The sequence below is a fragment of the Mesorhizobium sp. LNHC221B00 genome, from assembly GCF_000502935.1.
GTDB lineage: Bacteria > Pseudomonadota > Alphaproteobacteria > Rhizobiales > Rhizobiaceae > Mesorhizobium > Mesorhizobium opportunistum.
Window position 1 is genome coordinate 53,055 of the sequence record NZ_AYWR01000009.1, and the last position, 24,485, is coordinate 77,539.

The window sequence follows — 24,485 nt, forward strand, 5'->3', positions numbered from 1 at the left end:
GCCCGCCCCATTGCACCGAGGCGTCTCCAGCACGGCAACGCAGCCGTCGAGATCGTTGGTGGCCAGATGCGCGTGGCGCATGGTCATCGACAGGGTCTGATGGCCGAGCCACATCTGCACACGCCTGATGTCGATGCCGCCCTGGACAAGTCGCGAGGCGCAGGTGTGACGCCGGATGTGCGGCACGACCTGGTCATCGGCGCCAAGTCCGACCTCGGCTTTCGCCTCGTTCCAGATGGCACGGAACTGTGCCTGGCTGAGCTTGGTGAATGGGCCTTTCGGCCGACGGCCTTCGGCCGGGGGCAGCTTGGTCACCTCCTTGACCGCTCGGTCATCGGGGTGGTGCGGCTGCGGCCGGATTTGGTGATCCAGAAGGAGACGCGATGCTCCTGGAGGTCGTTCCAGATCAGCCTCAGCGCCTCGCCGAGACGGCAGCCGCTATCGACCAGGAAGACGGAAAGCCTGTAGGCATCCTCGCTGCGGCTCTTGATAGCGGCGAACAGCCGCGCCTCTTCGTCCCTTTCCACGAAACGAATCCGCCCCGCCCGTTCCTTCTGGCGACGAAACTCGGGCAGGCTGTGAATATCCCCCATCTTGTAAGCCTTGCGCAGCAGTTTGCTGAGGGCAGCCATCTTTCGATTGATGGTTGCGTTGCTGTTGCCGCGCTGGCGCAAGGTGACATCCTGCTTCGCGGGGAGGTCTGGGCTTGTCCTGCGAAGCTCGAAGAGCGAAGCAGGATGGCGGAGAGGATGGGATTCGAACCCACGAGAAGCTTTTGACCTCTACTCCCTTAGCAGGGGAGCGCCTTCGACCACTCGGCCACCTCTCCGTTGCGCCGCAGATAAAGAAAAGCGCCGCCACAATCAACAAGCCCGCACCATTATATGGAAAAATAAGATGGCGCCGGAAATCGCGGGTTTCCCCGGCTGCGGCAGTTCTGCGGCAAATCCCAGGCCGGCGACTCCAGGCTTTGCCATGATTCCGTCGGCCGATTGCCGGATTCGGCTGGAAACAAGCGGTTGCGGCGGGCCTGAAGGTTAACGAGAGCTTTCTGAGTGAGGTGACGGCTGGCAGGGGCACAACAAGGGCGTTTCGCTGAACTTCGCCTGGACCCAGCTCGGTGGCCTGCGCGTCGGTAAAGACGAATCTGCTTTCGATACGTTCATCGGCTATGCCGGCAACGTCATGGAGGATGTCCCCTACGGCAATTTCGACACCAACGCCGTGCAGTACTACTTCGATGCCGGCAATGGCTTCTCGGCCGTGGTCTCGCTCGAAGAAGGCTCGGGCGGGTTATGCGCCAGACCGCGCCGACACAGTGCCTCGGCCTCAAGCAACCGGTTTGCTTGATGAAGCTTTACCGCCTGCCGAACAACGCGTCGTCGGCCTGTGCCCGCGATAGCTGGTTCGCCTTTGGCTGTGCGATTCGGGTGCGGGATTTTCGAGCCGGACGGAGCTTTCAGGTGTTTGGACCAAGCGGGCGGCAGACGATTGTTCATCTTGCCTCGCTAGCAAAAACAGTCGCAGGAATCCAGCACGACAAACCGAGGCCACCACAGCTTGCGCCAACCATGCGGTCAAGCTAGCAAGAAAGCCCCTTCCATGCGAGCTTCCGTCATGCGCCAGCGCCCTCCCCTCACACCGCTCATCGCAGCGCTTCCTTCGACTGTGCCGTTTGTCGGTCCCGAAGCGCAGGAGCGCGAGCGCGGGCGGGCTTTCCGTGCCCGCATCGGCGCCAATGAGAGCAGTTTTGGACCGTCCCCGCGTGTCATAGCCCGCATGGCCGAAATCGCCCGCGATATGTGGATGTATTGCGATCCGGACAATTACGATCTCAAGGTTGCAGTAGCCGCGCATCACAACGTGGCGGTCGAGAATGTCGTTGTCGGCGAAGGCATAGACGGCCTGCTCAGCCTGGTAGCGCGCATGTATGTGGCGCCAGGCGATGCGGTGGTCACCTCGCTCGGCGCCTATCCGACCTTCAACTTCCATGTCGCCGGCGTTGGCGGGCGGCTGGTGACCGTTCCTTACGAGAACGACCACGAAAGCCTGGACGGCCTGCTTTCGGCGGTCGTCAAGGAAAAGGCGCCGCTGGTCTATCTGTCCAACCCGGACAATCCGATGGGCACCTGGTGGGAGGCGGGCGAAATCATCCGCTTCATCAAGGCGTTGCCTGAAACAACCATGCTGGTGCTCGACGAGGCCTATGGCGAATTGGGGCCGGCCTCGTCACTGCCGCCGATTGATATTTCCCGGCCGAACGTCATCCGCATGCGCACCTTTTCAAAGGCTTACGGGCTCGCCGGGATACGTTGCGGCTATGCGGTGGCGGAGACGCAAGTGATCCGTGACTTCGAAAAGATCCGCAACCATTACGGTGTCAGCCGCATGGCGCAAATCGCCGGTGTCGAGGCGCTTGCCGACCAGGCCTATCTCGAGACCGTGGTGGCGCGGGTGGCTGCCGGGCGCCGGCGCATCACGGCGGTCGCCGAACAGAACGGGCTGAGGCCGCTGGCCTCGGCGACCAATTTCGTCACCATCGACTGTGGCCATGACGGCAATTTCGCGCTGAAAGTGCTGCAAGGGTTGTTGTCGCGCGACGTGTTCATCCGCAAGCCGATGGCGCCACGGCTGGACCGCTGCATCCGCGTCAGCGTCGGGCTCGACCACGAGCTCGACATTTTCGCCGAGGAGCTGCCCGGCGCATTGGCGGCGGCACGGGGAAACTAGAGCACTAGGATGCCGGCGCTCCGCCTAGCATGTGGCTGACGCGCATCAGCATATCCGACAACTCGGCGGCTTCCTTATCGCCAAGCCTCTCGGTCAAGCGGGCGAGATCGCGATCGGCGGCCGCCTGAAGTCCGGCCAGCGCGGCCATGCTGCGTCGGGGTCCGTGCGCATTTCGACCAGGCCGGCAGCGGAGAATTTTCGAAGGGTTCTCGTGACGTAGGCAGGATCCAAATGGAGTTCCCGGGCGATTTCGGATGCTGCTGGTCCGATATCGAGTCGAAGCGCCCGCGCAAGAAAGCCTGCCTTGCCGCCAAGATTTCCGACGATGTGGCCCGGTCGCTGAGCGAGTTCAAACAGGATGCGCGCCTCGGTCAGCGTATAGACGCTTTGCGTCAGGGTTTCGTCGAGCAGCCCGATCAAGCCGGTGTAGAACCGGTTGAAGCGACGGATGTCGCCGATCAAGGTATTCCGCCCGGCTGGCATGTCGGCGCTTCCCCCTGAGATTTCCACGTCGTCCCATCATTACATGAAAGTTGACCAAGTCAACTATTCAGAGGACCAAGTCACCCATCTTCCGTCCTTCAAATGACATCAATCCCTTCGGGCCAATTGCCTTCGTCCAATCCTGCGCCAGACTCTACGTCAGGGAGCCTCTATGCAGGGAGCCTGTGCAAGGGAGCGAGCCATGGATGACCGAAACATGGATGGCCGAAACATGGATGACCGGAAAAGGGCGGTGCAGGCGCGCGTGCATGGCACAGTGCAAGGCGTCGGCTACAGGATCTGGGCGCAAGGCCAGGCGACAACGCTTGGCCTGGCAGGCTGGGTGCGCAACGAGAGAGACGGCTCGGTAACGGCATGGCTTGCCGGTCACGATGCCGCGGTTTCAACGATGATCGAACGGCTTTGGCAAGGCCCGGCGGGTGCATCGGTTTCACGGATCGATGTGGACGAACTCGAGGCATGGACCGCGCCAGGAGACTTCAGGATCGTCGCATAGGCGGCTTTGCGCCCACTCGATCTAGCATCGGTCACTTGAATTAATTGAACGTTCGTTTTATTATTATTGTTCAATGAGGCGACTATGGCGCGCACCACAGGATCCGATGGCGAAAAGACCGAGGCGGCCGTCCGCCAGGCAGCGGTCAGCCTGATTGCGCGCTACGGCTACGAGGCTATGTCGATGCGCCAGTTGGCGGCGGAAGTCGGCGTGCAGGCCGCCGCGCTCTACCGCTATTTCCCGACCAAGGAAGACCTGCTGTTCACGCTGATGCGCGAGCACATGGAAGGGCTTCGCGGGGCCTGGGAACAGGCTAGGCCAGTCGGCGCCGATCCAGCGAAGCAGCTTGCGGCCTATGTGCGCAACCACATCGCTTTCCATATCGAGCGACGGCACGCCACGCATGTGTCGAACATGGAACTGCGCAGCCTTTCGCCCGACAGGCTGACGCAGATTCTGCGCATGCGCACGGCCTATGAAAAGGAACTGCGCTCGATCCTGCGCGATGGCGCGGAGGCAGGCGCCTTCAGCATCGATGACACCGGACTGACGGCGATGGCGCTGATCCAGATGATGACCGGTGTCATCGTCTGGTTTCGCCCGGGCGAGCGACTGTCGATCGCCGAAGTGACGGCGACATATCTTTCGATGACAATGCGGCTGGTTGGCGCGACAACTACCGGGGAGGAACGGCATGTATACGAACACGCTCAGCTTCGGGCATGACGAAGACATCGAGGCGTTGCGCGACCTGGTGCGGCGCTTCGCCCAGGACAAGATCGCGCCGATCGCCGGCGACATCGATCGCCAGAACGAATTTCCGGCGCATCTGTGGCGCGAGTTCGGCGCGCTCGGCCTGCTCGGCATAACAGCCGATCCGGATTTCGGCGGCAGCGGCATGGGTTATCTCGCCCATGTCATCGCGGTGGAGGAGATTTCGCGCGCCTCGGCTTCCGTCGGCCTCTCCTACGGCGCTCATTCCAATCTTTGCGTCAACCAGATCAACCGCTGGGCAACACAGGCGCAGAAGGAAAGATTCCTGCCGCCGCTGTGCTCGGGCGAGCGTGTCGGCGCACTCGCCATGTCGGAATCCGGCGCAGGCTCCGACGTCGTCTCGCTCAAGCTGCGCGCTGAAAAGCGCAACGACCGCTATGTGCTCAACGGCACCAAGATGTGGATCACCAACGGGCCGGATGCCGAAACGCTGGTCGTCTATGCCAAGACCGATCCGGAGCGGAAATCGCGCGGCATCACCGCCTTCATCGTCGAGAAGGCGATGGCGGGGTTCTCCGTGGCGCAAAAGCTCGACAAGCTCGGCATGCGCGGTTCCAATACCGGCGAGCTGGTGTTCGAGAATGTCGAAGTGCCCTTCGACAATGTGCTGCATGAGGAAGGGCGCGGCGTCGAGGTGCTGATGTCGGGCCTCGACTATGAGCGCACCGTGCTCGCCGGCGGTCCGATCGGCCTGATGGCGGCATGCCTCGACGTGGCGATCCCCTATGTGCACGAGCGCAAGCAGTTCGGCCAGCCGATCGGCGAGTTCCAGCTGGTGCAAGGCAAGTTGGCCGACATGTACACGACGATGAATGCCGCGCGCGCCTACGTCTATGCCGTCGCCGCCGCTTGCGATCGCGGCCAGACGACGCGCAAGGATGCCGCCGGCTGCGTGCTGTTCGCTGCCGAGAAGGCGACGCAGATGGCGCTCGATGCGCTGCAGCTGCTGGGCGGTAATGGCTACATCAACGACTATCCGACCGGGCGTCTCCTGCGCGATGCCAAGCTCTACGAGATCGGCGCCGGCACCAGCGAAATCCGCCGCTGGCTGATCGGCCGCGAGATCATGTCGGAGGGGGTGTAGGATGGCCGTTCTCCAAACCCAGATCTCCCCCTCTTCCGAGACCTTCCGTGCCAATGCCGAGCGCATGCGGGCGCTGGTCGCCGACATCGCGGAGAAGGCGGCAGGCGTCGAGCGCGGCGGCTCCGAGGAGGCGCGTGAACGCCACGTCTCCCGTGGCAAGCTGTTGCCGCGCGAGCGCCTCGCGCAATTGCTGGATTTCGGCTCGCCCTTCCTCGAGATCGGCCAGTTCGCGGCGTGGTCGATGTATGGCGAGGAGATTTCGGCGGCCGGCTTGATCGCCGGCGTCGGCCGCGTCGAAGGCACCGAGGTCATGGTCGTCGTCAACGATGCCACCGTGAAAGGCGGCACCTACTATCCGCTGACGGTGAAGAAGCATCTGCGCGCGCAGGAGATCGCGCTGCAGAACAATCTGCCTTGCGTCTTTCTGGTCGACAGCGGGGGCGCCAACCTGCCCAACCAGGACGAGGTGTTTCCCGACCGTGAGCATTTCGGCCGCATCTTCTACAACCAGGCCAACATGTCGGCGGCCGGCATTCCGCAGATCGCCTGCGTCATGGGTTCCTGCACGGCGGGCGGTGCCTATGTGCCGGCGATGTCGGACGAGACGATCATGGTGCGCAACCAGGCGACCATCTTCCTCGGCGGCCCGCCGCTGGTGAAGGCGGCCACCGGCGAGGACGTCAGTGCCGAGGATCTGGGCGGCGCGGACGTGCACACGCGGCTTTCCGGTGTCGCCGACCATTACGCGATGGACGACGAGCATGCCTTGGCCATTTGCCGGCGCATCATCAAGAACCTGAATCGAAACAAGACCGTAAGCCTGACCTCTAGGAAAGCTCATCCGCCGCTTCATCCTGCGGATGAACTCTACGGCATCGTGCCGACCGATCTGCGCCAGCCCTACGATGTGCGCGAGGTGATCGCGCGCATCGTCGACGGCTCCGAATTCGATGAGTTCAAGCAGAATTACGGCACCACGCTTGTCACCGGTTTCGCCCATCTCCACGGTATGCCGGTCGGCATCATCGCCAACAACGGCGTGCTGTTTTCCGAAAGCGCGCTGAAGGGCGCGCACTTCATCGAGTTGTGCTGCCAGCGCGGGATACCGCTGGTTTTCCTGCAGAACATCACCGGCTTCATGGTCGGGCGAAAATACGAGGCAGGCGGCATCGCCAAGGACGGCGCCAAGCTGGTGATGGCTGTCGCCACCGCCAAGGTGCCGAAGGTGACCATGATCATCGGCGGCTCGTTCGGCGCCGGCAATTACGGCATGTGCGGTCGCGCCTATTCGCCACGCTTCCTGTGGATGTGGCCGAATGCCCGCATCTCGGTGATGGGCGGCGAACAGGCGGCAACGGTGCTTGCCATGGTCAAGCGCGAAGGCATCGAGCGCAAGGGCGGCGAGTGGAGCGCGGAAGAAGAGGCGAAGTTCAAGAAGCCGATCCTGATGAAATACGAGCATGAGGGGCACCCGCTCTACTCGTCCGCGCGGCTCTGGGATGACGGCATCATCGACCCGGCAAAGACGCGCGAGGTGCTGGCGCTCAGCCTGTCGGCAGCACTCAATGCGGAGATCGAGGAAACCCGCTTCGGCGTGTTCAGGATGTGAGATGAACGACATCGGCGAAGCCATCCATCCAATCACGAAATCGCGAGCCTTCGCCGCGGAGCTAGTGATGGTAGGAAATATTCGTTACTGCTTGTGCTTGCGCTGCACTACGCAATGGGGATGGGCCAAAAATGAAACCGAAATACCTACCGAATGCATCCGCCTCAATACTTTCAGTAATTCTTTTGCTCGCAGCATCCAGCACGAGTATTGCCGTGTCGCTGGCGGGAAGCGAAGGAGACAAGCGTTTTCCACCAACTCTGCCCTACACGCAGAAGGCACCCTGCACCAAGGCATACAAGGCCTATATTGCGGCGGACGGCCATTCGGCCTACGCCACGACGCCTTATACACGGGTGAGGTCGCTGTATATCATCTGCGGCGCAAAGCTGAACGCTCCCTCTCAGAAGGTGGCCGAAGATCTGGCGATGAAATCCTGCGAGGGTACGGTCGCCCGCCACAGGGTGACGACGGGCGGCGCCTGCGAGATCGCTGCTTCGAAATAGCCGGGCATCTGCCGAACCAGCGCCGCCCGAGGCAAAACCGGGAGGCTCCATGTTCGCCAAGATCCTGATCGCCAATCGGGGCGAGATCGCCTGCCGCGTCATCCGCACGGCGCGCAAGCTGGGCGTGCACACTGTTGCCATCTATTCGGATGCCGACGCGAAATCGCTGCATGTCGAAATGGCCGACGAGGCGGTGCATATCGGCTCCTCGCCGGTCGGCGAGAGCTATCTGCGCGGCGACCGGATCGTCGCGGCGGCCTTGGCCACGGGGGCGCAGGCCATCCATCCCGGCTATGGTTTCCTGTCTGAAAACCCTGATTTCGTCGATCAGGTGGTGGCGGCGGGGCTTATCTTCATCGGCCCGTCGGCCGCCTCGATCCGTGCCATGGGGCTGAAGGACGCCGCCAAGCGGCTGATGGAAAAGGCCGGCGTTCCTGTCGTTCCGGGCTATCATGGCGAGGCACAGGAGATCGTGCTGCTTGCCTCCAAGGCACGCGAAATCGGCTATCCCGTGCTGATCAAGGCGCGGGCCGGCGGTGGCGGCAAGGGCATGCGCCGGGTCGAACATCCCGACGATTTCTCCGAGGCTCTATCCAGCGCCCGGCGCGAGGCAAAGGCCGCTTTCGGCGACGACCGCGTCCTGGTCGAGAAATATGTCGACAAGCCACGGCACATCGAAGTGCAGGTGTTCGGCGACAATTTTGGCAATGCCGTGCATCTTTATGAGCGCGACTGCTCGGCGCAGCGCCGCCATCAGAAAGTGATCGAGGAAGCCCCTGCCCCCGGCATGACGCCGGCATTGCGCAAGGCCATGACCGACGCCGCTGTAAAAGCCGCCAAGGCGATCAGCTATTCCGGCGCCGGCACCATCGAATTCATCGTCGACGCCTCGCAAGGCCTGCAAGCCGACCGCTTCTGGTTCATGGAAATGAACACGCGCCTGCAGGTCGAGCATCCGGTCACCGAGATGATCACCGGCACGGATCTGGTCGAATGGCAGCTGCGCGTTGCCAGCGGCGAAAAGCTGCCGAAGACGCAGAGCGAGATCGCGCTTGCCGGCCATGCTTTCGAAGCGCGCATCTATGCGGAGGATGCGGCCAAGGGATTCCTGCCGGCAACTGGCACGCTGCATCATCTGAAATTTCCTGAAGCAGCCGCCGAAGGGACTACGATGCGCATCGAGACCGGCGTGCGGGCCGGCGATGCTATCTCGCCCTATTACGATCCGATGATCGCCAAGCTTGTCGTCGGTGCGAAGGACAGGCAGGCAGCGCTGGAGGCGCTCCGCACGGCGTTGTCGCAAACCGAAATTGCCGGTTCCACCGTCAACACCGCTTTTCTTGCAGCTCTGGCGGCCGATCCGGATTTTTGCGCCGGAGACGTCGACACCGGCTTGATCGGCAGACACCAGGCGGCGCTGACCGAGGTCGCGCCGCCAAGCGGCGAAATCATCTCGGCAGCCGCCCTCGCCGTCTCCAGCGCGGAAGCATCGCCGCGTTCGGACGACCCATGGTCGTCGCTTGCCGGCTATGCGCATTTCCACGGCGTGGCGCGGCGTACGCGGCTGAAGTTCGCCGAGGACGACATTGTGGCAAAGGTTTCGGTGCGGCCGGACGGGCGCTTCCAGGTCGCGCTCGATGCACCCTATGACGGCACCAATGTGCATGATTTCCGCGCCGTTCCGCGCCTCGCCCGCTGGCCTGGCCACGTCACGGTGTTCGAAGGCGGCGTCGGCTATACATTCGCGGTGCCGGACCCCTTGGCCAGGAGCGATGACGCCGCTGCCGCCTCCGGCAGCCTGCGCGCGCCGATGCCGGGGCTGGTCAAGCTTGTGCGCGTGGCCAAGGGCGATGCGGTGATCAAGGGCCAGCCGCTGCTGATCCTCGAAGCGATGAAGATGGAGCACACCATCGCCGCGCCGCATGACGGGCTGATCGCCGAGATCGCCACCGAAGGATCGCAGGTCACCGACGGGACCGTGCTGGTGCGGTTCGTGGAGGATGGTCGGGGCTAAGGCCCGGTTGCTGGATGACCGAAATAGCTATGTCGGGACAGAGAGGGCGCCGTAGAGTGCCGACCAAACGAAAATGGCCGGGCAAGCCCGGCCATTTCCAACAGCGAAATGATAGCGATTACTGCGCGATTGGCGCGTACTTGCCGTCATGCCACTGGTTGATGTCGTAGCTGGCATTCTTGAGGTCGCCCTTCTCGTCGAAGGTGACATCGCCGACAACGGTGCTGATCGGCGTGCCGTTCTTCAGGGCTTCGGCAACCTTGGCCGGATCGTCGCTGCCGGCGCGCTTGATGCCTTCGGCGAACGCCTGGACCACGGCGTATGAGAACAGCGTGAAGCCCTCGGGCACGAAACCGCCGGCCTTGATCTTCTCGACCGCCGCCTTGGCTTCCGGCTTTGCCTGCGGATCCGACGGGAACACGAACATGGTGCCCTCGCCCGCCGGGCCGGCAACCTGCCAGAATTCCGGCGAGGCAATGGAGTCCGGCATGATCAGCTGGAACTTCAGGTTCTGTTCGGCCGACTGACGCAGGATCAGGCCGGCTTCAGGATGATAGCCGCCGAAATAGACGACGTCGGCCTTCAGATCCTTGAGCTTGGTGACAAGCGCCGAATAGTCCTTCTCGCCGGGATTGATGGCGTCATAGTAGACTTCCTTCAGGCCACCGGTGTTCATGGTTGCCCTGACCGCGTCGGCCACGCCCTGACCATAGGCACTCTTGTCGTGCAGGATGACGACGTTCTTTCCGGCGAACTTCTTGGCGATCCACGGCCCGATGAAGGCGCCCTGCGCGTCGTCACGCGTATAGAGACGCATGATCGTCGGCCAGCCGGCCTTGGCCGCGGCGTCGGTCAGTACCGGGTTTGAGGACGCCGGGCTCATCATCAGCGCGCCGGCTTCGGCATAGACGGCCGAGGCCGGAATGCTCGAGCCCGAACAGGCATGGCCATCGATGAACTTGACGCCATTGGCCACGATCCGGTTGGCGACCGACACGGCCTGCTTGGGATCGCATTGGTCGTCCTCGATGTCGAGCTTGATCATCGAGCCGTTGACACCGCCCGCGGCGTTGATGGCATCGGCGGCGGCCTGTGCGCCCTGCTTGAATTGATCGCCGATGGTGGCGAGCTGACCGGTCATCGGGCCGACCACCGAAACGGTGATGTCGTCGGCGAACGCGACCGGTGCGCTCATCATCAGGCCGAAAATGGCCGCGCTCAAAATACTCATTTTTTTCATGGTGATAGAACTCCTCCACTCACGCACGGCCGCCCGGCCGCGCTTCTTCCAGAGAGGCCGGACAATTTCATCCTTCATTGGGCCTGTCTAGGCGCATTGGCGCCGCTCGATTGGGCCTGGGGCCCCTCATCCACGCAAAAAAGCCACGCCAGCCTTGTTTCGGCTGGTCGTGGCTTTTCGCTCGTCGAGCTGTTCCGCAAGTGCCCCCGCACCCCGAGCCCAACGCGCCTTCCCTGTCTTTCCAAGCCCATGATCTTGGTCCGAAAACCGGATTCCTTATTTCGGGATCATGGTCGTTCGCACGGCTTGGACCTGCCCGGCCTGCCGCATTCTTGTGGTTGATGGCCTGTTGCCTGGCTGTCTGCGCAGCCTTGTCCCTGTTTGTGGCCCGACCGTCTTCGCGGTCTTGGCCGGGGCGTCCCGTCTGGTGGAACTCAGTGCATGGTCATCCATTCGCGAGCTTCGCGCAGCGCCTTGGCGATCTCGACCTTCGACATCGCCGCCGACAGTTCCGAGCGCAATTCCGCGGCGCGGGCCGAGCCCTTGATGGCGGCGATGTTGAACCATTTGTGGGCGGCGACGACGTCGGTCTCGCAATCGCGACCGGTCGCATACATCATGCCCAGTTCGAAAAGGATGTCGGCCTGGGCAGTTGCCCCCATGGCGCCGAAACCTGCTTCAAGCATTTCAAAACGTGCCATTTTAGTCCCCTGTCTGGCTCCTGAGAGCTGCCTCCGTTTGTCTTGTCCGGGCCGCTCTTCGATGCTTTCGAGAATGCCGCGCAGGCTTGAATCCGTCGTTAAATGGCGTGCTTAATTTGAGGAAAACAAAGTTAAAACAAGAGGTAAACACGAAAATTCGTTAAGGATACGAAGCCAGCAATTCGGCTGGTTTTGGCAAAATTTGACGAAAATTTTGAGAATGGGAATCAACACTCCGCTAACCACGGGAGACGAAGCCAATCCGGCGATCGTTTCATTTTCTCACCCAAGGCCCACTTTCAGGCGCCTTTAAAATCCGAAACGCTTCCGCAACGGCACCGCTTTCGTTTTGATGGGAGCTGGATTAGCTTACGTTTGCGTAAGCGGCAGACCGGCGAGGCGGAGCATCCGGCCGGCTATCCTAAGGGAGGAAGAACATGTTTCGAAAAGTGAGTCTGGCCCTTGCAGCCACATTGATCATGGCGGGCGCGGCGTGGGCCGATCCGATCGAGGGCAACTGGAAAACGCAGGCCGGCGACACCGCGGCCATTGCAGGCGGCGGCTCGTTCTCCATCACGCTCAAATCCGGCAAATACGCCGGCAAGACCATTGGCTCCCTCAAGGCGGCCGGCGACAACAAGTACACCGGCAACATCACCGATCCGGCTAACGACAAGACCTACTCAGGCAAGGCGACATTATCGGGCACCTCGCTCAAGATGAGCGGCTGCGTGCTCGGCGGACTGATCTGCAAGAGCCAGACCTGGCATAAGCTCTGATCGGCTGCAGCCTTGCGACATGACCACGGGGCCCTGACGGGCCCCGTTTTCGTTTCATCCTCACGCCGGCGCCGGCGCTCGATGCCTTGCCGCTGTTGGCCGTCCTCAGCCCAGTCAGATCCCGTCAATTAATTTGAACCGCAGATGAACGCCGGTCTCAGAGCCGGTTCACAGGCGTCAGGGCATTCTCCGGCGTGTTGAAGGAGACACCACCGATGCTTGCTCGCCGCTTCACCATCGTCTGCCTGCTGATGAGCCTGTTTGGAATGTTCTTCGCCATTCTCGTCGCCGAAGCAGGCCGTCCGGCCCGCTCCTGGGACGAAGCCACCAGACTTTGCGGTCTCGCCTGCCCGACCAACCTTCGCCACTGAAACCAGAAAACCTCGAAAAGAAAAGCACAGACATCATGAACCGCATCGCCGCCAACGCCCTCAAAACCCTCCGGCTTCTGCCGCGGGCGGCGCTTATCCTGGTGCTCCTGGCCGCCCCGGTCCTGGCCGTGCCGATGATGCGCGCCGATGCCGGTTCGACCATCGAGGCTCCGGCGCTGAGGAAGTCAGGTGTCGGTTTCGTGCTGCTGGTCAGCCTGCAGCGTGGGTGAAGAAAAAACGCGCTTTGGGCGCCTTCGACAGCGACACCCCTCCCAACCACCCATCCAAGTCTCTATATTGAGCTATGGAAAAGCGAATCTACCCCCAGGCCATAGAATCAGTCGTCATGCCTGAGCCTTTTGGCCGGCAAAGCTTTGACCGGGCCGAAAAGGCCGTCGCGACGCTGCAGGCGCTTTACGACCGCAACACCAAGTTCCTGCGCGACTCCTTCACGGCACTGGCCGCCGGCGCCGACGGCAGCAAGCGCTACCGGGCCTTCTATCCCGAGATCGGCGTGACCACGAATTCGTTTACCCAGGTCGATTCGCGGCAGGCCTACGGCCATATGCCGACACCTGGCCATTTCGCCACGACGATTACCCAGCCGCAACTGTTCGAGAATTACCTCATCGAGCAGCTTCGCCTGATCATGCGTAACCATGGCGTGTCGGTGACGGTCTCGGAATCGACCACGCCGATCCCGCTGCATTTCGCCTTCCTGGAGGGCACCTATGTCGATGGCGCTGCCGCCGAACGCATCAAGCGGCCGATCCGCGACCTGTTCGACGTTCCGGACCTGGACGGCACCGACGACCAGATCGCCAACGGCACGTTCGAGGTCGCCTTCGGCGAACCCCGGCCGCTGGCACCGTTCACGGCGCAACGCATCGACTATTCGCTGCACCGCATGACCCATTATACGGCCACCAGCCCGCAGCATTTCCAGAACTTCGTGCTGTTCACCAACTACCAGTTCTACATCGACGAGTTCGTCGCCCGTGCGCGCGGCTTGATGGAGAATGGCGGTGGTGGTTATGTGGAATTCGTCGAGCCGGGCAATGTCGTGACCCGCGCCGGCGCCAGTACGGCAAGCGAGGGCACCCCGCCCGCCCGCCTGCCGCAAATGCCTGCCTACCACCTGAAGAAGCCGAACCATGGCGGCATCACCATGGTCAATATCGGGGTTGGGCCTTCCAACGCCAAGACGATCACCGACCATATCGCGGTGCTGAGGCCGCATGCCTGGGTAATGCTTGGCCACTGCGCCGGTCTGCGCAACACGCAGGCGCTGGGCGACTATGTGCTGGCACACGCCTATGTGCGCGAGGACCACGTCCTCGACGACGATCTTCCGGTCTGGGTGCCGATCCCGCCGCTGGCCGAGATCCAGGTCGCATTGCAGGAAGCGGTTGCCGAAGTCACGGGCCTGTCGGGCTACGATCTGAAGCGCATCATGCGCACCGGCACGGTCGCCACCATCGACAACCGCAACTGGGAACTGCGCGACCAGCGCGGACCGGTGCAGCGCCTGTCGCAATCGCGCGCCATCGCGCTCGACATGGAATCGGCGACGATCGCGGCCAATGGTTTCCGCTTCCGCGTGCCGTACGGCACGCTGCTATGCGTTTCCGACAAGCCGCTGCACGGTGAGTTGAAGCTGCCCGGCATGGCGACCGAGTTCTACAAGCGCCAGGTGGCGCAGCACCTGACCATCGGCATCAGGGCAATGGAAAAGCTGGCGGAAATGCCGATGGAGCGACTGCATTCGCGCAAGCTCAGAAGTTTTTCGGAGACCGCGTTCCAGTAGGCGGTCTCGAAGTCCTGGCGAGGCAATTCGTCGTCTTGCTCAGGCCGCAATTTGATCGATAAGCAGATCGAACGGATCGTCAGGCGACACTCGACAGACACGGCCTCAATGACAACAGGCGGCGCGCGCTCGAATATGATAGCTGGGGTGGCATTCCTGGCGATGACGGCATTGTCGCTCGCCTTGTTGGCCGGATTCCTCGGCACGCTGCATCCGGCCTTCGATTCCTTCTCGCATTTTCGGCTTCACCTGTGCCTGCTGATCGCGCTTCTGGCGTTGCCGCTGCTTGCCGGCTCGTTTCGGCTGCAAGCGGCCGTGGCGCTGCTCTTTGCGATCGCCAGCGTCGCCACGACGATGAGTACGCTGCCGCGCCTGTGGCCCATGCAAGCGGTCGCCAAGCCCGCCGACCAGATCGTCTACCACCTGCTGCAGATGAATTTGCGCTACGACAATCCGACGCCGAAAAAGGTTCTTTCGCTGATTGGCCGGACCAATCCCGACGTGATCACCCTCGACGAGGTGTCGGCGATGTGGGAAACCGAGCTCGGTTACATCACCAGCGCCTACCCATACCGGATCCTCTGCCCCTACCCCAACGGCGTGTTCGGCGTGGCTCTGCTGTCGCGGCGGCCCTTTGCCGCCGGCAGCGCGCCGCATTGCGAGCCGCGAGGTGCGATGGCGATCGCGGCGGTCGATTTCGGCGGCACCGCCGTCAACGTCGCTGCCATCCATCTCAGTTGGCCATGGCCGCGCGAGCAGAACTGGCAGATCGGCGAACTCTCGAATTCGATTTCCTCGCTCGGCGAAACCGCCATCATGGCCGGCGATTGCAACGCCGTGCCGTGGAGTGCGGCGGTGCGGCGGGTCGCCTCCCTCGGCGGCCTGACCGTCATGCCGTCAGCGGGACCGACGTGGCTCTACATCAAGCTGCCGGATGTGCTGCGACGCTTTGCTGGACTGCCGATCGACCAGGTGTTCAGCAAGGGCGGGGTAACCGTTCATTCCGCGACCCGGCTGGAAGACACCGGTTCAGACCATCTGCCGGTGCTGGTCGAGTTCTCGGTTCGCTCCGATGAGAAGCAGCCTGAGGATGGGCACGCCACTGCGCTCGCGGCGAGCGCCTTGCCAGCCAAGCCGCAAGGCTGACGCATCAGTCGAGCCAAGCACTCGCTCGTTCATGGTTTTCGGATCAAGGCCGCGATCAGATGCTCGACGTGGCCGCCGCGGCTATGCTCGCGCCGATCGAAGGCGTTTTGTCTGGCCTCATATTCGGCATAGACGGCCTGGATGCGACGCCGGGCCTCGTGGCGCGTCTTGTAGCAAGACGGGTCGTTGGCGACCCGCAGGCCGGTGATCGACCTCTCAGTGGTGCGCATCATCTGCCTGGCGATGCGCCCATGCGTTTCCTCATGGCCGCGAACGCCGGCGAAAAACCGGCTCCAGCGCCGCTTCAGCGCCGGCGTCATGGGCGAGGCAATGCGAGGGAAGGTGTAGAACAGATTAAGCGTGCCGTTGACCCGCCGCAGCCGGCAGAAGCCGTTCTCCTGACCTCCGCCAAGATCCCAGTCGACGGTATAGGCAGTCGTGGCGATGGCATGCGTCATGAAACCGTGCCTGGGGCCTTTGCTGTCCATCGCATCGATGAAGGCCGCGCCCGAGCTTCCGGTAACGTCGTAGGTCCGCGTCTGGATAACTGCCCTTGTGCCGGCAAAGGCTTCTGGAGCGCATAGCGTCCCGATAGCAACGAGGCATGTCAGAACGGTCCGGCGCATCGGCCTTTCTCCTTATCCCTGGAGAAAGAACCATAGACCGGTGGCCGTTTCAACGTCCCTGCTGGCCTGGACACCCCTTGCGGCCAGCCCCGACCCACGTTTTTTTGCTGCCGCCGCTCCAAGCGAGCCGGCGGCGCGAGGTCACATACCCTGGTAGACAGGGCCTTCGCCGCCCTGGGGCGGTACCCAGTTGATGTTCTGGTTCGGGTCCTTGATATCGCAGGTCTTGCAGTGGACGCAGTTCTGCGCGTTGATGACGAAGCGCACATCCTTCGCCGATGGGTCGGCCGCGGCATTACCATCCTTGTCGACCCATTCGTAGACGCCCGCCGGACAGTAGCGTGTCGAGGGTCCGGCAAAGACATCGTGTTCGGAACGCTTCTGCAGGTCCATGTCGCCGACCAGCAGGTGGACCGGTTCGTTTTCCTCGTGATTTGTGTTGGACAGGAACACGGAGGACAGGCGGTCGAAGGTCAGCACGCCATCGGGCTTCGGATAGGTGATCTTCTTGTGCTGGGCGGCAGGCTCTAGCGTCGCATAGTCGGCCTTGCCATGCTTCAGCGTGCCGAAGGGCGAGATACCGAACAGCGTGTTCAGCCACATATCGAGGCCGCCGAGGCCGACGCCGACGATGGTGCCGAAGCGCGACCAGAGCGGCTTGACGTTACGCACCTTCTTCAAATCCTTGCCGATGTCGGTCGCGCGCCAGGCTTCCTCGTAGGAGGCGAGCTCGTCATTGGCGCGGCCAGCGGCAATTGCTTCACTGACATGCTCGGCCGCCAGCATTCCGGAGAGCACCGCATTGTGGGAGCCCTTGATGCGCGGCACGTTGACGAAGCCCGCGGCGCAGCCCATCAGCGCACCGCCGGGGAAGGACAGTTTCGGCACCGACTGCCAGCCGCCCTCGGTGATGGCGCGCGCGCCATAGCCCAGCCGCTTGCCGCCTTCGAACGTAGCCGCGATCGCCGGATGCGTCTTGAAGCGCTGGAATTCCTCGAAGGGCGACAAATAGGGGTTCTTGTAGTTGAGGTGGAGAACGAAGCCGACCGCCACCTGGTTGTCCTCCAGATGATAGAGAAACGAGCCGCCGCCGGTCTTCATGTCGAGTGGCCAGCCGAAGGAATGCTGGACGAGACCCGGCCGGTGGTTCTCCGGCTTGACCTGCCAGAGTTCCTTGAGGCCGATGCCATACTTGCCGGGCTCGCGGCCGTCGGAAAGCTTGTATCTGGCGATCAGCTGCTTGGCGAGCGAGCCGCGCGCGCCTTCGCCGATCAGCACATACTTGCCCATCAACGCCATGCCCGGCGCAAAGCCCGGACCGTGCGTGCCGTCTTTCTCGACGCCCATGTCGCCGGTGACGACGCCGGTGACGGCGCCTTCTTCATTGTAGATGAGGCCGGTGGCGGCAAAGCCCGGATAGATCTCGACGCCAAGCGCCTCTGCCTTGCCGGCCAGCCAGCGGCAGACATTGCCGAGCGAGACGATGTAATTGCCGTGATTGTTCATCAGCGGCGGCATCAGCATGTTGGGCAGACGGAAGGAGCCGGCAGGCCCGAGCACCAGGAAATGGTCCGCCGTGACCGGCGTCTTGAAAGGATGGCCGTCCTCCTCGCGCCAGCCTGGCAGCAGCCGGTCGATGCCGATCGGATCGACCACGGCGCCCGAAAGGATATGGGCGCCGACCTCGCCGCCCTTTTCCAGCACGACGACGGAAAGCTCGGGATTGACCTGCTTGAGGCGGATGGCCGCGGCAAGGCCGGCCGGTCCGGCACCGACGATGACCACGTCGAATTCCATGCTTTCGCGTTCGATATCGCTCATCAACCCCTCCGCACTGGCTTGCCGCTGTTGCCTATCTTGCTGGCTCTTGCGCTGCATAGCGCATCAATTGACGACAGGAAACCGGCGCATACATGACAATGCGGATTTGGGCGGATTTGGGCGGATTTGGCCAAAAAGTCGCACATCTTGCGGCCTGGCCGCCGTTGCTGTCCGATGAGATCAGCCGCGCCCCGCTTTTTTTGTTTGTTCGACGGCTTGCTTATCGGCCATACTTCCCGGCATGCGCATTCTTGGCCCAGCCGGCTTTTCTTCAACGCGCTTTCTTTTCCCGCCCCGCCGGGCCTGCCGGGCGGTTCTTCTGGTACTTCTGATGTTGGCACCTTGTTACGCCGCCGCGGACGAGGTGAAGGTCTGGGCGACAGGCGCCTACTCCTTCTCCGACGAACTTGGCGGCTTCCGCATCACCGGGGCCTCCGGCATCGGAACCAAGGACGATCCGCTGGTCATCACCGAAGAGCTGAATTCGGCGACACCGGTGACGTTGACCATCCGCACCACGAAGCCGATCCAGACATTCGGCAAAGCGGGCGAGTTCGCCAATGGCATCATGTATATGCGCATTGACGTGCTCAACAACAGCGGCCAGGCCTGGATCGAATTCCAGTTCGAGCTTCAGGAGACGCTGGACCAGCCGAGCGTGTTCGGCGACGGGCTTTCCTTCGACCAACGCAACAAGACACCTGACAATATCTGGTCGAGCAATTTCGCCGATTTCGACCGCGACTTCGAACCCTATGACCGACTGCTGTTCAAGAACGGCAAGGTCGACCCGCTGAAGACCGCCAGTTTCGAATTCCTGGTGACCGACTACACGCCGCGATGGACTTTCTACCTGGTGCAGGATCCGCGCATACCGACGGGATAAGGTGCGCTGATACACCTTGGTGCGGAAAAGGATTGTCTTGCTTGCAAATTGGCGCTCTGCGGACGAATGTGCGCGCCATGACTGCCGCCCCCAACAGCCCGACCGAAATCGCCGACATCCTGGCTTTTTATGCCAGCTCCGGCGTCGATGAGGCGCTGGAAGACGCTCCGGTGAACCGCTTCGCCGAGGCGGCGCCGAGGCCTGTCGAGCGCGCGCCGGCGCCCTTGCCGTCGCCTCGCGAAGACAAGACGCCGGAGCGGCCAGCAGCATCGTCCGGGTTGGATGCAAGCAAGGTGCCGGATGCGCCGGTGCGCACCGTGTCCGCCACCGCCGCCGTCCCCGACGAGGCGCAGGCCACCCTCGCCCGGCAAATGGCGACAAGCGCCTCCACACTCGAAGAGCTTCGCCAGCACATGGCTGCCTTCGACGGCTGCAATCTCAAGGCCACCGCCAAGAACCTCGTCTTCGCCGACGGCAACCCGGAAGCCGCGGTCATGCTGGTCGGCGAGGCGCCCGGACGTGACGAGGACATAGAGGGCCTGCCCTTCGTCGGCCGCTCCGGCCGGCTGCTCGACCGCATGCTGGCTGCGATCGGGCTCGATCGTTCTTCGGTCTACATCGCCAACGTCATTCCATGGCGGCCGCCGGGAAACCGCACGCCAACGCCGCACGAGACCGAGATCTGCCGGCCGTTCATCGAGCGGCAGATCGAACTGGTCAATCCCAAGGTTCTGGTCAATCTCGGCGGGCCTTCCGCCAAGACGCTGCTCAACACGACTGAGGGTATTCTGCGCCTGCGCGGCAACTGGCGCGTGCACACGACGGCGTCGGGCACCGCCATTCCAGCGATGCCGACGCTGCACCCGGCCTATCTCTTGCGGACGCCGGCGCACAAGAAACTGGCGTGGCGAGATTTCCTCGAGGTCAAGGCGAAACTGAAGGCGCTAGAGTGAATAGCCGATCTCCCCCCTCGTGGGGGAGATGTCCGGCAGGACAGAGGGGGGCGTGAAGGAACGCGGCCTTTCTCTTAGTCCCGCATGGCAAGGAACTGCCGAAAGCGATAAGTCGGCGGGACAGTGCCCCCCCCTCTGCCTTGCCAGGCATCTCCCCCACAGGGGGGAGATTGGCTGCAATATCCGCTTTCGCCAATCTTCGCCGTAAATGCCATGCTGATAACCTTCCAAGTAATTGAAATGGGGCACTCGCCGCCCTAGTCATCCCTCTCATGACAACAGCCCAAACCTCCGCCGGCAGCCTGATCCGCGAATGGCGCACGCGCCGGCGCATGAGCCAGCTCGACCTCGCCATGGAGGCCGAGATCTCGCAGCGCCATCTCTCCTTCGTCGAAAGCGGGCGTGCCGCGCCCTCGCGCGACATGGTGCTGCATCTGGCCGAGCAGCTTTCGATCCCGCTCAGGCAGCGCAACCAGCTGCTGCTGGCCGCGGGCTTTGCGCCGAGCTTCGGCGAACGGCCGCTCACCGATGCCACGCTCGCGCCGGCGCTTGCCGCCGTCGAGACCGTGCTCAAGGGGCATGAGCCGTTTCCGGCGCTGGCTGTCGACCGGCACTGGAACCTGGTTTCGGCGAACGCGGCGATTAGCCCCTTCCTCGCCGATGTCAGCGAGGCCTCCTTGCTGGCGGCGCCGGTCAATGTGCTTCGCCTCAGCCTGCACCCGGGCGGCATCGCGCCGCGCATCGTCAACCTCCAGGAATGGCGCACGCATTTGCTCGAGCGCCTCAAGCACCAGAATGACGCCACCGGTGACCCCGTGCTGATCGATCTGGAGCGCGAGCTGCGCGGCTATCCGTCCGGCTTGAAGGGCAGCCGGCCGGCGCCGGTCGAGCCGAATGCGATCGTGCATCCGCTCAGGCTTGCGCATGGCGACCAGGTTCTGTCGTTCATCAGCACCATAACCGTATTCGGCACGCCGCTCGACGTGACGCTGTCGGAACTGGCGATCGAATCGTTCTTCCCGGCGGATGAACAGACACGGGCGGTGCTGGTACGGCTGGCAAGGGAACGGGCCGAACGGTCCTGACTATCCCTGCGGCAGCGCTGCCTTGCGCGTGCGGGTGCGTTCCAGGCCCAGCTGCCGCTCGCGCCAGATGATGAAGATGCCGGCGGCTACCACGATCACACCGCCGACCAGCGTGCTGAGCGAGGTCACGTCGCCGAAGACGAAGTAGCCGACGACCACGCCGAGGATCATCGAGGTGTATTCGAACGGCGCCACCACCGAGGCTTCTGCGTGGCGATAGGCCGAGGTCATCAGGATCTGGCCGAGGCCACCGCAAAAGCCGGCCATGATGAGCAGCGCGGCTTGCACCGGCGTCAGCGATTGCCAGCCGAAAGGCAGCGTCAGCAGCGAGAGCACACTCGCTGTCGACGAGAACCATAACACGATGGTCGCCGTCCTCTCCGTCTGCACGAGGTTGCGCACAAGCAGCATGGCGACGGCCGAGATCGCCGCCGCCACCAGCGCCGCCATGACGCCGAGGACCTCCTGATCGTCGAGCGCTTCATCCGAATTGAGCAGAGTGAGTTCCGGCCAGGAAATAATGAGCACGCCGATCAGACCGACTGCCACCGCGCTCCAGCGGTAGACGCGGATCGTCTCGCCAAGGAAAACGGAGGAGAACACCACGACCAACAGCGGCTGTGCATAGTTCAGGGTGATTGCCTCCGGTAGCGGCAGCCTGGTGAGCGCGAAGAAGCCAAGCCCCATGGCGCCGACGCCGACAATACCGCGCGCGACGTGGTTGAAGGGACGTTTGGTGACGAATGCCGTCGGCAACTGTCCCTTAAATGCCAGAAAAGCAATGATCGGGAAGATGGCAAAAAACGAGCGGAAGAAGACGATCTGCCCGGCCGGCACCTCGCCGGCCGCCTTGATGCAGGTTTGCATTCCGACAAAAACCGCGACGGACACGATCTTCAGGGCAATGCCCCTCAGCGTGTCGTGGCCGCCCGCCGTTTCTGGTGCCGCCCCCGCCCTTGCTGTCACCTTGGCGCCGCTTCCTGGATGGTCGCCCAGATGCGCGCTGGTGTCGCCGGCATCTCGATATGCCTGACACCATAGGCGCGCCATAGCGCATCGGTGACCGCGTTGAGCGCCGCCGGTGTCGAGCCGATCGTGCCGGCCTCGCCCGCGCCCTTGACGCCCAGCGCATTGGTGGTCGACGGCACATTGCGGGTTTCGAAATGGAAGAACGGGAAATTGTCGGCGCGCGGCATGGCGTAGTCCATGAAGCTCGCCGTCAGCAATTGCCCATCCTCGCCATGGACGGTGTTTTCGGTCAGCGCCTGGCCGACGCCTTGCACGACGCCGCCATGAACCTGGCCGGCGAGCAGGATCGGGTTCACCGTGACGCCGAAATCGTCGACGATGGTGTAGCGCACGATCTCGGTCGTGCCGGTGTCGGGATCGATCTCGACCTCGCAGATGTGGGTGCCGTTCGGATAGGTGCATTCGTCCTGGACGAACTCGCCGAACCCCTTGAGGTCATCGGGGTTTTTCGCGGCCTTGGCGATGGTGGAAAAATCGATCGTGCGGTCGGTGCCGACGATCCGGGCAACACCGTCGGACAGCTCGATGTCGCCGGCGGAAGCCTCCAGCTCGTCAGCGGCGATGCGCTTGATCTTGTTGGCCAGATCCTCGCCCGCACGGGAAGCGGATACACCCCCGAGCGGAATGGAGCGCGAGCCGCCGGTGCCGCCGCCAGCCTTCAATTCGTCGGTATCGCCCTGGCGGACATGGATCTTGTCGATGTCGAGATTGAGCTTTTCCGCCAGGAACTGCGCATAGGCGGTGGCATGACCCTGTCCGTTGGTCTGGGTACCGATCTTGAGCGTCACCGTGCCGTCCCCATTGAGCTCGACAAACGCCGGCTCCGAGCCCGGGAAGGCGCAGGCCTCGATGTAGGTCGCCATGCCGATGCCCCGGATCTTGCCGCCGGCTTTCGACTGTTCGAGCCGCTGCGGAAACGCCTTCCACTCAGACCGTTCGATGGCACGCTCCATATGGCCCTCGAACTCACCATTGTCGTAGAGACGACCGGTCTGCGTGCGATAGGGAAACTGCTCCGGCCGGATGAAATTGCGGCGGCGGATCTCTTCGACGGGCAGGCCGAGATCATGGGCGCAGGCATCGACCAGCTTTTCCAGCAGGAATGCCGCTTCCGGCCGGCCGGCGCCACGATAGGCATCGACGGGACAGGTGTTGGTGTAAAGGCCGGTCACCGTGACATCGAGCGCCCTGATGTCATAGACGCCGGTCGACATGGTGACGCCGATATAGGGTATGAACGGACCGTATTGCGAGACATAGGCGCCCATATTGGCCAGCAGATCGACCCGCATGCCGAGGAAGCGGCCATCCTTGTCCAAAGCCATCTCAGCCGTCACGGCATTGTCGCGGCCTTGCGCGTCGGTCAAAAAATGTTCCGTGCGGTCGCCGGCCCATTTCACCGGACGGCCAAGCCGCTTCGCTGCCTCCAGCACCAGCGGATATTCGCGATAGACGAAGCTCTTCGGCCCGAAACCGCCGCCGACATCCGGCGTGATGACACGCAGCTGGTTCTTCTTGATCTTGAACACGCTGGCCAGGATGTACTGCATGGAATGCACGCCTTGCGACCCGGTGGTCAGCACGAAACGGTTCTCGCCGGCGTTCCACTCGCCGATCGCCGAGCGCGGCTCCATGTAATTGCAGACCAGCCGGTTGTTGACGAACTCGATGCGGGTGACATGAGCCGCCCTGGCGAAAGCCGCCGCCGTCTTGGCCTTGTCGCCCATATGGTAGGTGAAGGCGCGGTTGGAGCCGAGCTCGGGCCACACCAGCGGCGTGCCTTCGGCAAGCGCGGTCGCCGTGCCGGACGCAGCATCCTCGCTGTCATAATCGACATCGATCAGTTCGGCGGCATCCTGCGCCAGGGCACGGCTGTCGGCGACAACAAAGGCAACGGCATCGCCGACATAATTGACGCGATCACGGCACAGGACCGGAATGTCGCGGGTCGGCGCCTTGGTGCCGTCGGGCTGTTCCTGCATGACGCCGGATTTGAGATCGCCGAGATGGGCAATATCCTTGGCCGTCAGCACCAGATGGACGCCTGGAGCCGCCTTGGCTGCATCGGTCGAGCCGACGGTGAAGCTGGCCTTGGCCACCGGCGAGCGCAGGACATAGCCGTGCAGCACGCCGGCCGGCTGGATGTCATCGGTATAGCGGCCCTGCCCCTGGATGAAAGCGGCATCCTCGCGCCGCAACACGGAAGCGCCCATCCCGAACTTCGGTGTGACGATGGTCATGACTGCCTCGCGATGCTGGAAAGGAAGGCCTGAAATAGGCCCTGTCGTAGTTTTGTCGAGGGGCTGTTTCGTGTAAAGAGCGCG

23 protein-coding genes, 1 tRNA gene and 2 pseudogenes are annotated in these 24,485 nt (G+C 62.9%); 17 read left to right on the top strand and 9 right to left on the bottom strand.

Annotated elements, in window-relative coordinates; genetic code table 11:
* Nucleotides 1-15: 15 nt before the first annotated feature.
* Together X741_RS01000000166520 and X741_RS153150 are read right to left on the bottom strand one after the other, a co-directional pair.
* Nucleotides 16-683 (bottom strand): annotated as a pseudogene (locus tag X741_RS01000000166520) (site-specific integrase); the annotation flags it as partial.
* Nucleotides 684-738: 55 nt separating this feature from the next.
* Nucleotides 739-829: transfer RNA gene (locus X741_RS153150), tRNA-Ser, on the bottom strand.
* Between the two features lie 248 nt (nt 830-1,077).
* On the opposite strand from X741_RS153150, the pseudogene X741_RS1000000168305 reads away from it, so the two are divergent.
* Nucleotides 1,078-1,290: pseudogene (locus X741_RS1000000168305) on the top strand (porin); the annotation flags it as partial.
* Nucleotides 1,291-1,617: 327 nt separating this feature from the next.
* Complete coding sequence (locus X741_RS153145) at nt 1,618-2,730, top strand: pyridoxal phosphate-dependent aminotransferase (protein ID WP_023777886.1); 1,113 nt, start codon at nt 1,618-1,620, stop codon at nt 2,728-2,730.
* Between the two features lie 93 nt (nt 2,731-2,823).
* On the opposite strand, the gene X741_RS16875 is transcribed toward X741_RS153145, so the two are convergent.
* A complete protein-coding gene (locus X741_RS16875; RefSeq protein ID WP_245272700.1) occupies nt 2,824-3,192 on the bottom strand; it encodes a MarR family transcriptional regulator in 369 nt (122 codons plus the stop codon).
* Nucleotides 3,193-3,445: 253 nt separating this feature from the next.
* Between X741_RS16875 and X741_RS153140 the strand changes: the two genes are divergently transcribed.
* The 6 genes from X741_RS153140 to X741_RS153115 all read left to right on the top strand — a co-directional run bounded on the left by X741_RS153140 (nt 3,446) and on the right by X741_RS153115 (nt 9,717).
* Complete coding sequence (locus X741_RS153140) at nt 3,446-3,730, top strand: acylphosphatase (RefSeq protein WP_023777888.1); 285 nt, start codon at nt 3,446-3,448, stop codon at nt 3,728-3,730.
* Between the two features lie 84 nt (nt 3,731-3,814).
* Entirely contained in the window at nt 3,815-4,456 is a 642-nt protein-coding gene (locus X741_RS153135) for a TetR/AcrR family transcriptional regulator (protein WP_023777889.1), read from the top strand.
* Nucleotides 4,425-5,588, top strand: a complete 1,164-nt coding sequence (locus tag X741_RS153130) for an isovaleryl-CoA dehydrogenase (RefSeq protein ID WP_023777890.1) — start codon at nt 4,425-4,427, stop codon at nt 5,586-5,588. Before X741_RS153135 ends, X741_RS153130 begins: the two co-directional genes overlap by 32 nt.
* A 1-nt stretch (nt 5,589) precedes the next feature.
* Nucleotides 5,590-7,197 carry a carboxyl transferase domain-containing protein gene (locus X741_RS153125; protein ID WP_023777891.1) on the top strand — a complete coding sequence of 536 codons (1,608 nt, stop codon included), beginning with the start codon at nt 5,590-5,592 and terminating at the stop codon, nt 7,195-7,197.
* A 131-nt stretch (nt 7,198-7,328) separates the two neighbouring features.
* The gene (locus tag X741_RS153120) at nt 7,329-7,703 is read left to right on the top strand and encodes a hypothetical protein (RefSeq protein WP_023777892.1); all 375 of its coding nucleotides are present in this window, start codon (nt 7,329-7,331) and stop codon (nt 7,701-7,703) included.
* A gap of 49 nt (nt 7,704-7,752) precedes the next feature.
* Nucleotides 7,753-9,717 carry an acetyl/propionyl/methylcrotonyl-CoA carboxylase subunit alpha gene (locus X741_RS153115; RefSeq protein WP_023777893.1) on the top strand — a complete coding sequence of 655 codons (1,965 nt, stop codon included), beginning with the start codon at nt 7,753-7,755 and terminating at the stop codon, nt 9,715-9,717.
* A 118-nt stretch (nt 9,718-9,835) separates the two neighbouring features.
* Here X741_RS153115 and X741_RS153110 read toward each other — a convergent pair whose 3' ends face one another.
* Entirely contained in the window at nt 9,836-10,957 is a 1,122-nt protein-coding gene (locus X741_RS153110) for a branched-chain amino acid ABC transporter substrate-binding protein (protein WP_023764340.1), read from the bottom strand.
* Between the two features lie 434 nt (nt 10,958-11,391).
* Complete coding sequence (locus X741_RS153105) at nt 11,392-11,658, bottom strand: sel1 repeat family protein (RefSeq protein ID WP_010915070.1); 267 nt, start codon at nt 11,656-11,658, stop codon at nt 11,392-11,394.
* 437 nt (nt 11,659-12,095) lie between these two features.
* Between X741_RS153105 and X741_RS153100 the strand changes: the two genes are divergently transcribed.
* The 5 genes from X741_RS153100 to X741_RS153085 all read left to right on the top strand — a co-directional run bounded on the left by X741_RS153100 (nt 12,096) and on the right by X741_RS153085 (nt 15,761).
* Nucleotides 12,096-12,437, top strand: a complete 342-nt coding sequence (locus X741_RS153100; protein ID WP_023777894.1) for a DUF2147 domain-containing protein — start codon at nt 12,096-12,098, stop codon at nt 12,435-12,437.
* Between the two features lie 215 nt (nt 12,438-12,652).
* A complete protein-coding gene (locus X741_RS1000000170345; protein ID WP_013896407.1) occupies nt 12,653-12,808 on the top strand; it encodes a hypothetical protein in 156 nt (51 codons plus the stop codon).
* 35 nt (nt 12,809-12,843) lie between these two features.
* Nucleotides 12,844-13,038, top strand: a complete 195-nt coding sequence (locus X741_RS153095) for a hypothetical protein (protein WP_023764342.1) — start codon at nt 12,844-12,846, stop codon at nt 13,036-13,038.
* A gap of 116 nt (nt 13,039-13,154) precedes the next feature.
* Nucleotides 13,155-14,615, top strand: coding sequence for an AMP nucleosidase (locus X741_RS153090; RefSeq protein ID WP_224688229.1), 1,461 nt, complete (start codon nt 13,155-13,157; stop codon nt 14,613-14,615).
* 135 nt (nt 14,616-14,750) lie between these two features.
* Nucleotides 14,751-15,761: an endonuclease/exonuclease/phosphatase family protein gene (locus X741_RS153085; RefSeq protein WP_023777896.1), complete on the top strand. Its 1,011-nt coding sequence runs from the start codon at nt 14,751-14,753 to the stop codon at nt 15,759-15,761.
* Nucleotides 15,762-15,790: 29 nt separating this feature from the next.
* Here the strand turns inward: X741_RS153085 and X741_RS153080 are convergent, their stop codons facing one another.
* Both X741_RS153080 and X741_RS153075 read right to left on the bottom strand, forming a co-directional pair.
* The gene (locus X741_RS153080) at nt 15,791-16,387 is read right to left on the bottom strand and encodes a DUF922 domain-containing protein (protein ID WP_023777897.1); all 597 of its coding nucleotides are present in this window, start codon (nt 16,385-16,387) and stop codon (nt 15,791-15,793) included.
* A gap of 141 nt (nt 16,388-16,528) precedes the next feature.
* On the bottom strand, nt 16,529-18,208 hold the full coding sequence (locus X741_RS153075; protein WP_023777898.1) for an electron transfer flavoprotein-ubiquinone oxidoreductase: 1,680 nt from the start codon (nt 18,206-18,208) through the stop codon (nt 16,529-16,531).
* A 92-nt stretch (nt 18,209-18,300) separates the two neighbouring features.
* Here X741_RS153075 and X741_RS1000000170350 point away from each other — a divergent pair, with 92 nt between their 5' ends.
* The 4 genes from X741_RS1000000170350 to X741_RS153060 all read left to right on the top strand — a co-directional run bounded on the left by X741_RS1000000170350 (nt 18,301) and on the right by X741_RS153060 (nt 21,132).
* Complete coding sequence (locus tag X741_RS1000000170350) at nt 18,301-18,540, top strand: hypothetical protein (RefSeq protein WP_198023958.1); 240 nt, start codon at nt 18,301-18,303, stop codon at nt 18,538-18,540.
* Nucleotides 18,450-19,094 carry a hypothetical protein gene (locus tag X741_RS153070; RefSeq protein WP_023777899.1) on the top strand — a complete coding sequence of 215 codons (645 nt, stop codon included), beginning with the start codon at nt 18,450-18,452 and terminating at the stop codon, nt 19,092-19,094. The genes X741_RS1000000170350 and X741_RS153070 overlap by 91 nt, the downstream gene beginning before the upstream one ends.
* Before the next feature lie 77 nt (nt 19,095-19,171).
* On the top strand, nt 19,172-20,047 hold the full coding sequence (locus tag X741_RS153065; RefSeq protein ID WP_023777900.1) for a uracil-DNA glycosylase: 876 nt from the start codon (nt 19,172-19,174) through the stop codon (nt 20,045-20,047).
* 272 nt (nt 20,048-20,319) lie between these two features.
* A complete protein-coding gene (locus X741_RS153060) occupies nt 20,320-21,132 on the top strand; it encodes a helix-turn-helix transcriptional regulator (RefSeq protein ID WP_023777901.1) in 813 nt (270 codons plus the stop codon).
* Here the strand turns inward: X741_RS153060 and X741_RS153055 are convergent, their stop codons facing one another.
* The gene (locus X741_RS153055) at nt 21,133-22,098 is read right to left on the bottom strand and encodes a DMT family transporter (protein ID WP_023777902.1); all 966 of its coding nucleotides are present in this window, start codon (nt 22,096-22,098) and stop codon (nt 21,133-21,135) included.
* Nucleotides 22,095-24,401: a xanthine dehydrogenase family protein molybdopterin-binding subunit gene (locus tag X741_RS153050; RefSeq protein WP_023777903.1), complete on the bottom strand. Its 2,307-nt coding sequence runs from the start codon at nt 24,399-24,401 to the stop codon at nt 22,095-22,097. The genes X741_RS153055 and X741_RS153050 overlap by 4 nt, the downstream gene beginning before the upstream one ends.
* Nucleotides 24,402-24,485: the final 84 nt, after the last annotated feature.

What these genes read in the sequence shown, in the direction of transcription:
- X741_RS1000000170345 (WP_013896407.1), top strand. Translation starts at nt 12,653, where the DNA reads ATGCTTGCTCGCCGCTTCACCATCGTCTGCCTGCTGATGAGCCTGTTT.
- X741_RS153065 (WP_023777900.1), top strand. Translation starts at nt 19,172, where the DNA reads ATGACTGCCGCCCCCAACAGCCCGACCGAAATCGCCGACATCCTGGCT.
- X741_RS153050 (WP_023777903.1), bottom strand. Translation starts at nt 24,401, where the DNA reads ATGACCATCGTCACACCGAAGTTCGGGATGGGCGCTTCCGTGTTGCGG.
- X741_RS153110 (WP_023764340.1), bottom strand. Translation starts at nt 10,957, where the DNA reads ATGAAAAAAATGAGTATTTTGAGCGCGGCCATTTTCGGCCTGATGATG.
- X741_RS153090 (WP_224688229.1), top strand. Translation starts at nt 13,155, where the DNA reads ATGCCTGAGCCTTTTGGCCGGCAAAGCTTTGACCGGGCCGAAAAGGCC.
- X741_RS153135 (WP_023777889.1), top strand. Translation starts at nt 3,815, where the DNA reads ATGGCGCGCACCACAGGATCCGATGGCGAAAAGACCGAGGCGGCCGTC.
- X741_RS1000000170350 (WP_198023958.1), top strand. Translation starts at nt 18,301, where the DNA reads ATGACAATGCGGATTTGGGCGGATTTGGGCGGATTTGGCCAAAAAGTC.
- X741_RS153120 (WP_023777892.1), top strand. Translation starts at nt 7,329, where the DNA reads ATGAAACCGAAATACCTACCGAATGCATCCGCCTCAATACTTTCAGTA.
- X741_RS153070 (WP_023777899.1), top strand. Translation starts at nt 18,450, where the DNA reads ATGCGCATTCTTGGCCCAGCCGGCTTTTCTTCAACGCGCTTTCTTTTC.
- X741_RS153115 (WP_023777893.1), top strand. Translation starts at nt 7,753, where the DNA reads ATGTTCGCCAAGATCCTGATCGCCAATCGGGGCGAGATCGCCTGCCGC.
- X741_RS153085 (WP_023777896.1), top strand. Translation starts at nt 14,751, where the DNA reads ATGATAGCTGGGGTGGCATTCCTGGCGATGACGGCATTGTCGCTCGCC.
- X741_RS153140 (WP_023777888.1), top strand. Translation starts at nt 3,446, where the DNA reads ATGGATGACCGGAAAAGGGCGGTGCAGGCGCGCGTGCATGGCACAGTG.
- X741_RS153145 (WP_023777886.1), top strand. Translation starts at nt 1,618, where the DNA reads ATGCGCCAGCGCCCTCCCCTCACACCGCTCATCGCAGCGCTTCCTTCG.
- X741_RS153060 (WP_023777901.1), top strand. Translation starts at nt 20,320, where the DNA reads ATGACAACAGCCCAAACCTCCGCCGGCAGCCTGATCCGCGAATGGCGC.
- X741_RS153125 (WP_023777891.1), top strand. Translation starts at nt 5,590, where the DNA reads ATGGCCGTTCTCCAAACCCAGATCTCCCCCTCTTCCGAGACCTTCCGT.
- X741_RS153130 (WP_023777890.1), top strand. Translation starts at nt 4,425, where the DNA reads ATGTATACGAACACGCTCAGCTTCGGGCATGACGAAGACATCGAGGCG.
- X741_RS153095 (WP_023764342.1), top strand. Translation starts at nt 12,844, where the DNA reads ATGAACCGCATCGCCGCCAACGCCCTCAAAACCCTCCGGCTTCTGCCG.
- X741_RS153075 (WP_023777898.1), bottom strand. Translation starts at nt 18,208, where the DNA reads ATGAGCGATATCGAACGCGAAAGCATGGAATTCGACGTGGTCATCGTC.
- X741_RS153105 (WP_010915070.1), bottom strand. Translation starts at nt 11,658, where the DNA reads ATGGCACGTTTTGAAATGCTTGAAGCAGGTTTCGGCGCCATGGGGGCA.
- X741_RS153100 (WP_023777894.1), top strand. Translation starts at nt 12,096, where the DNA reads ATGTTTCGAAAAGTGAGTCTGGCCCTTGCAGCCACATTGATCATGGCG.
- X741_RS153080 (WP_023777897.1), bottom strand. Translation starts at nt 16,387, where the DNA reads ATGCGCCGGACCGTTCTGACATGCCTCGTTGCTATCGGGACGCTATGC.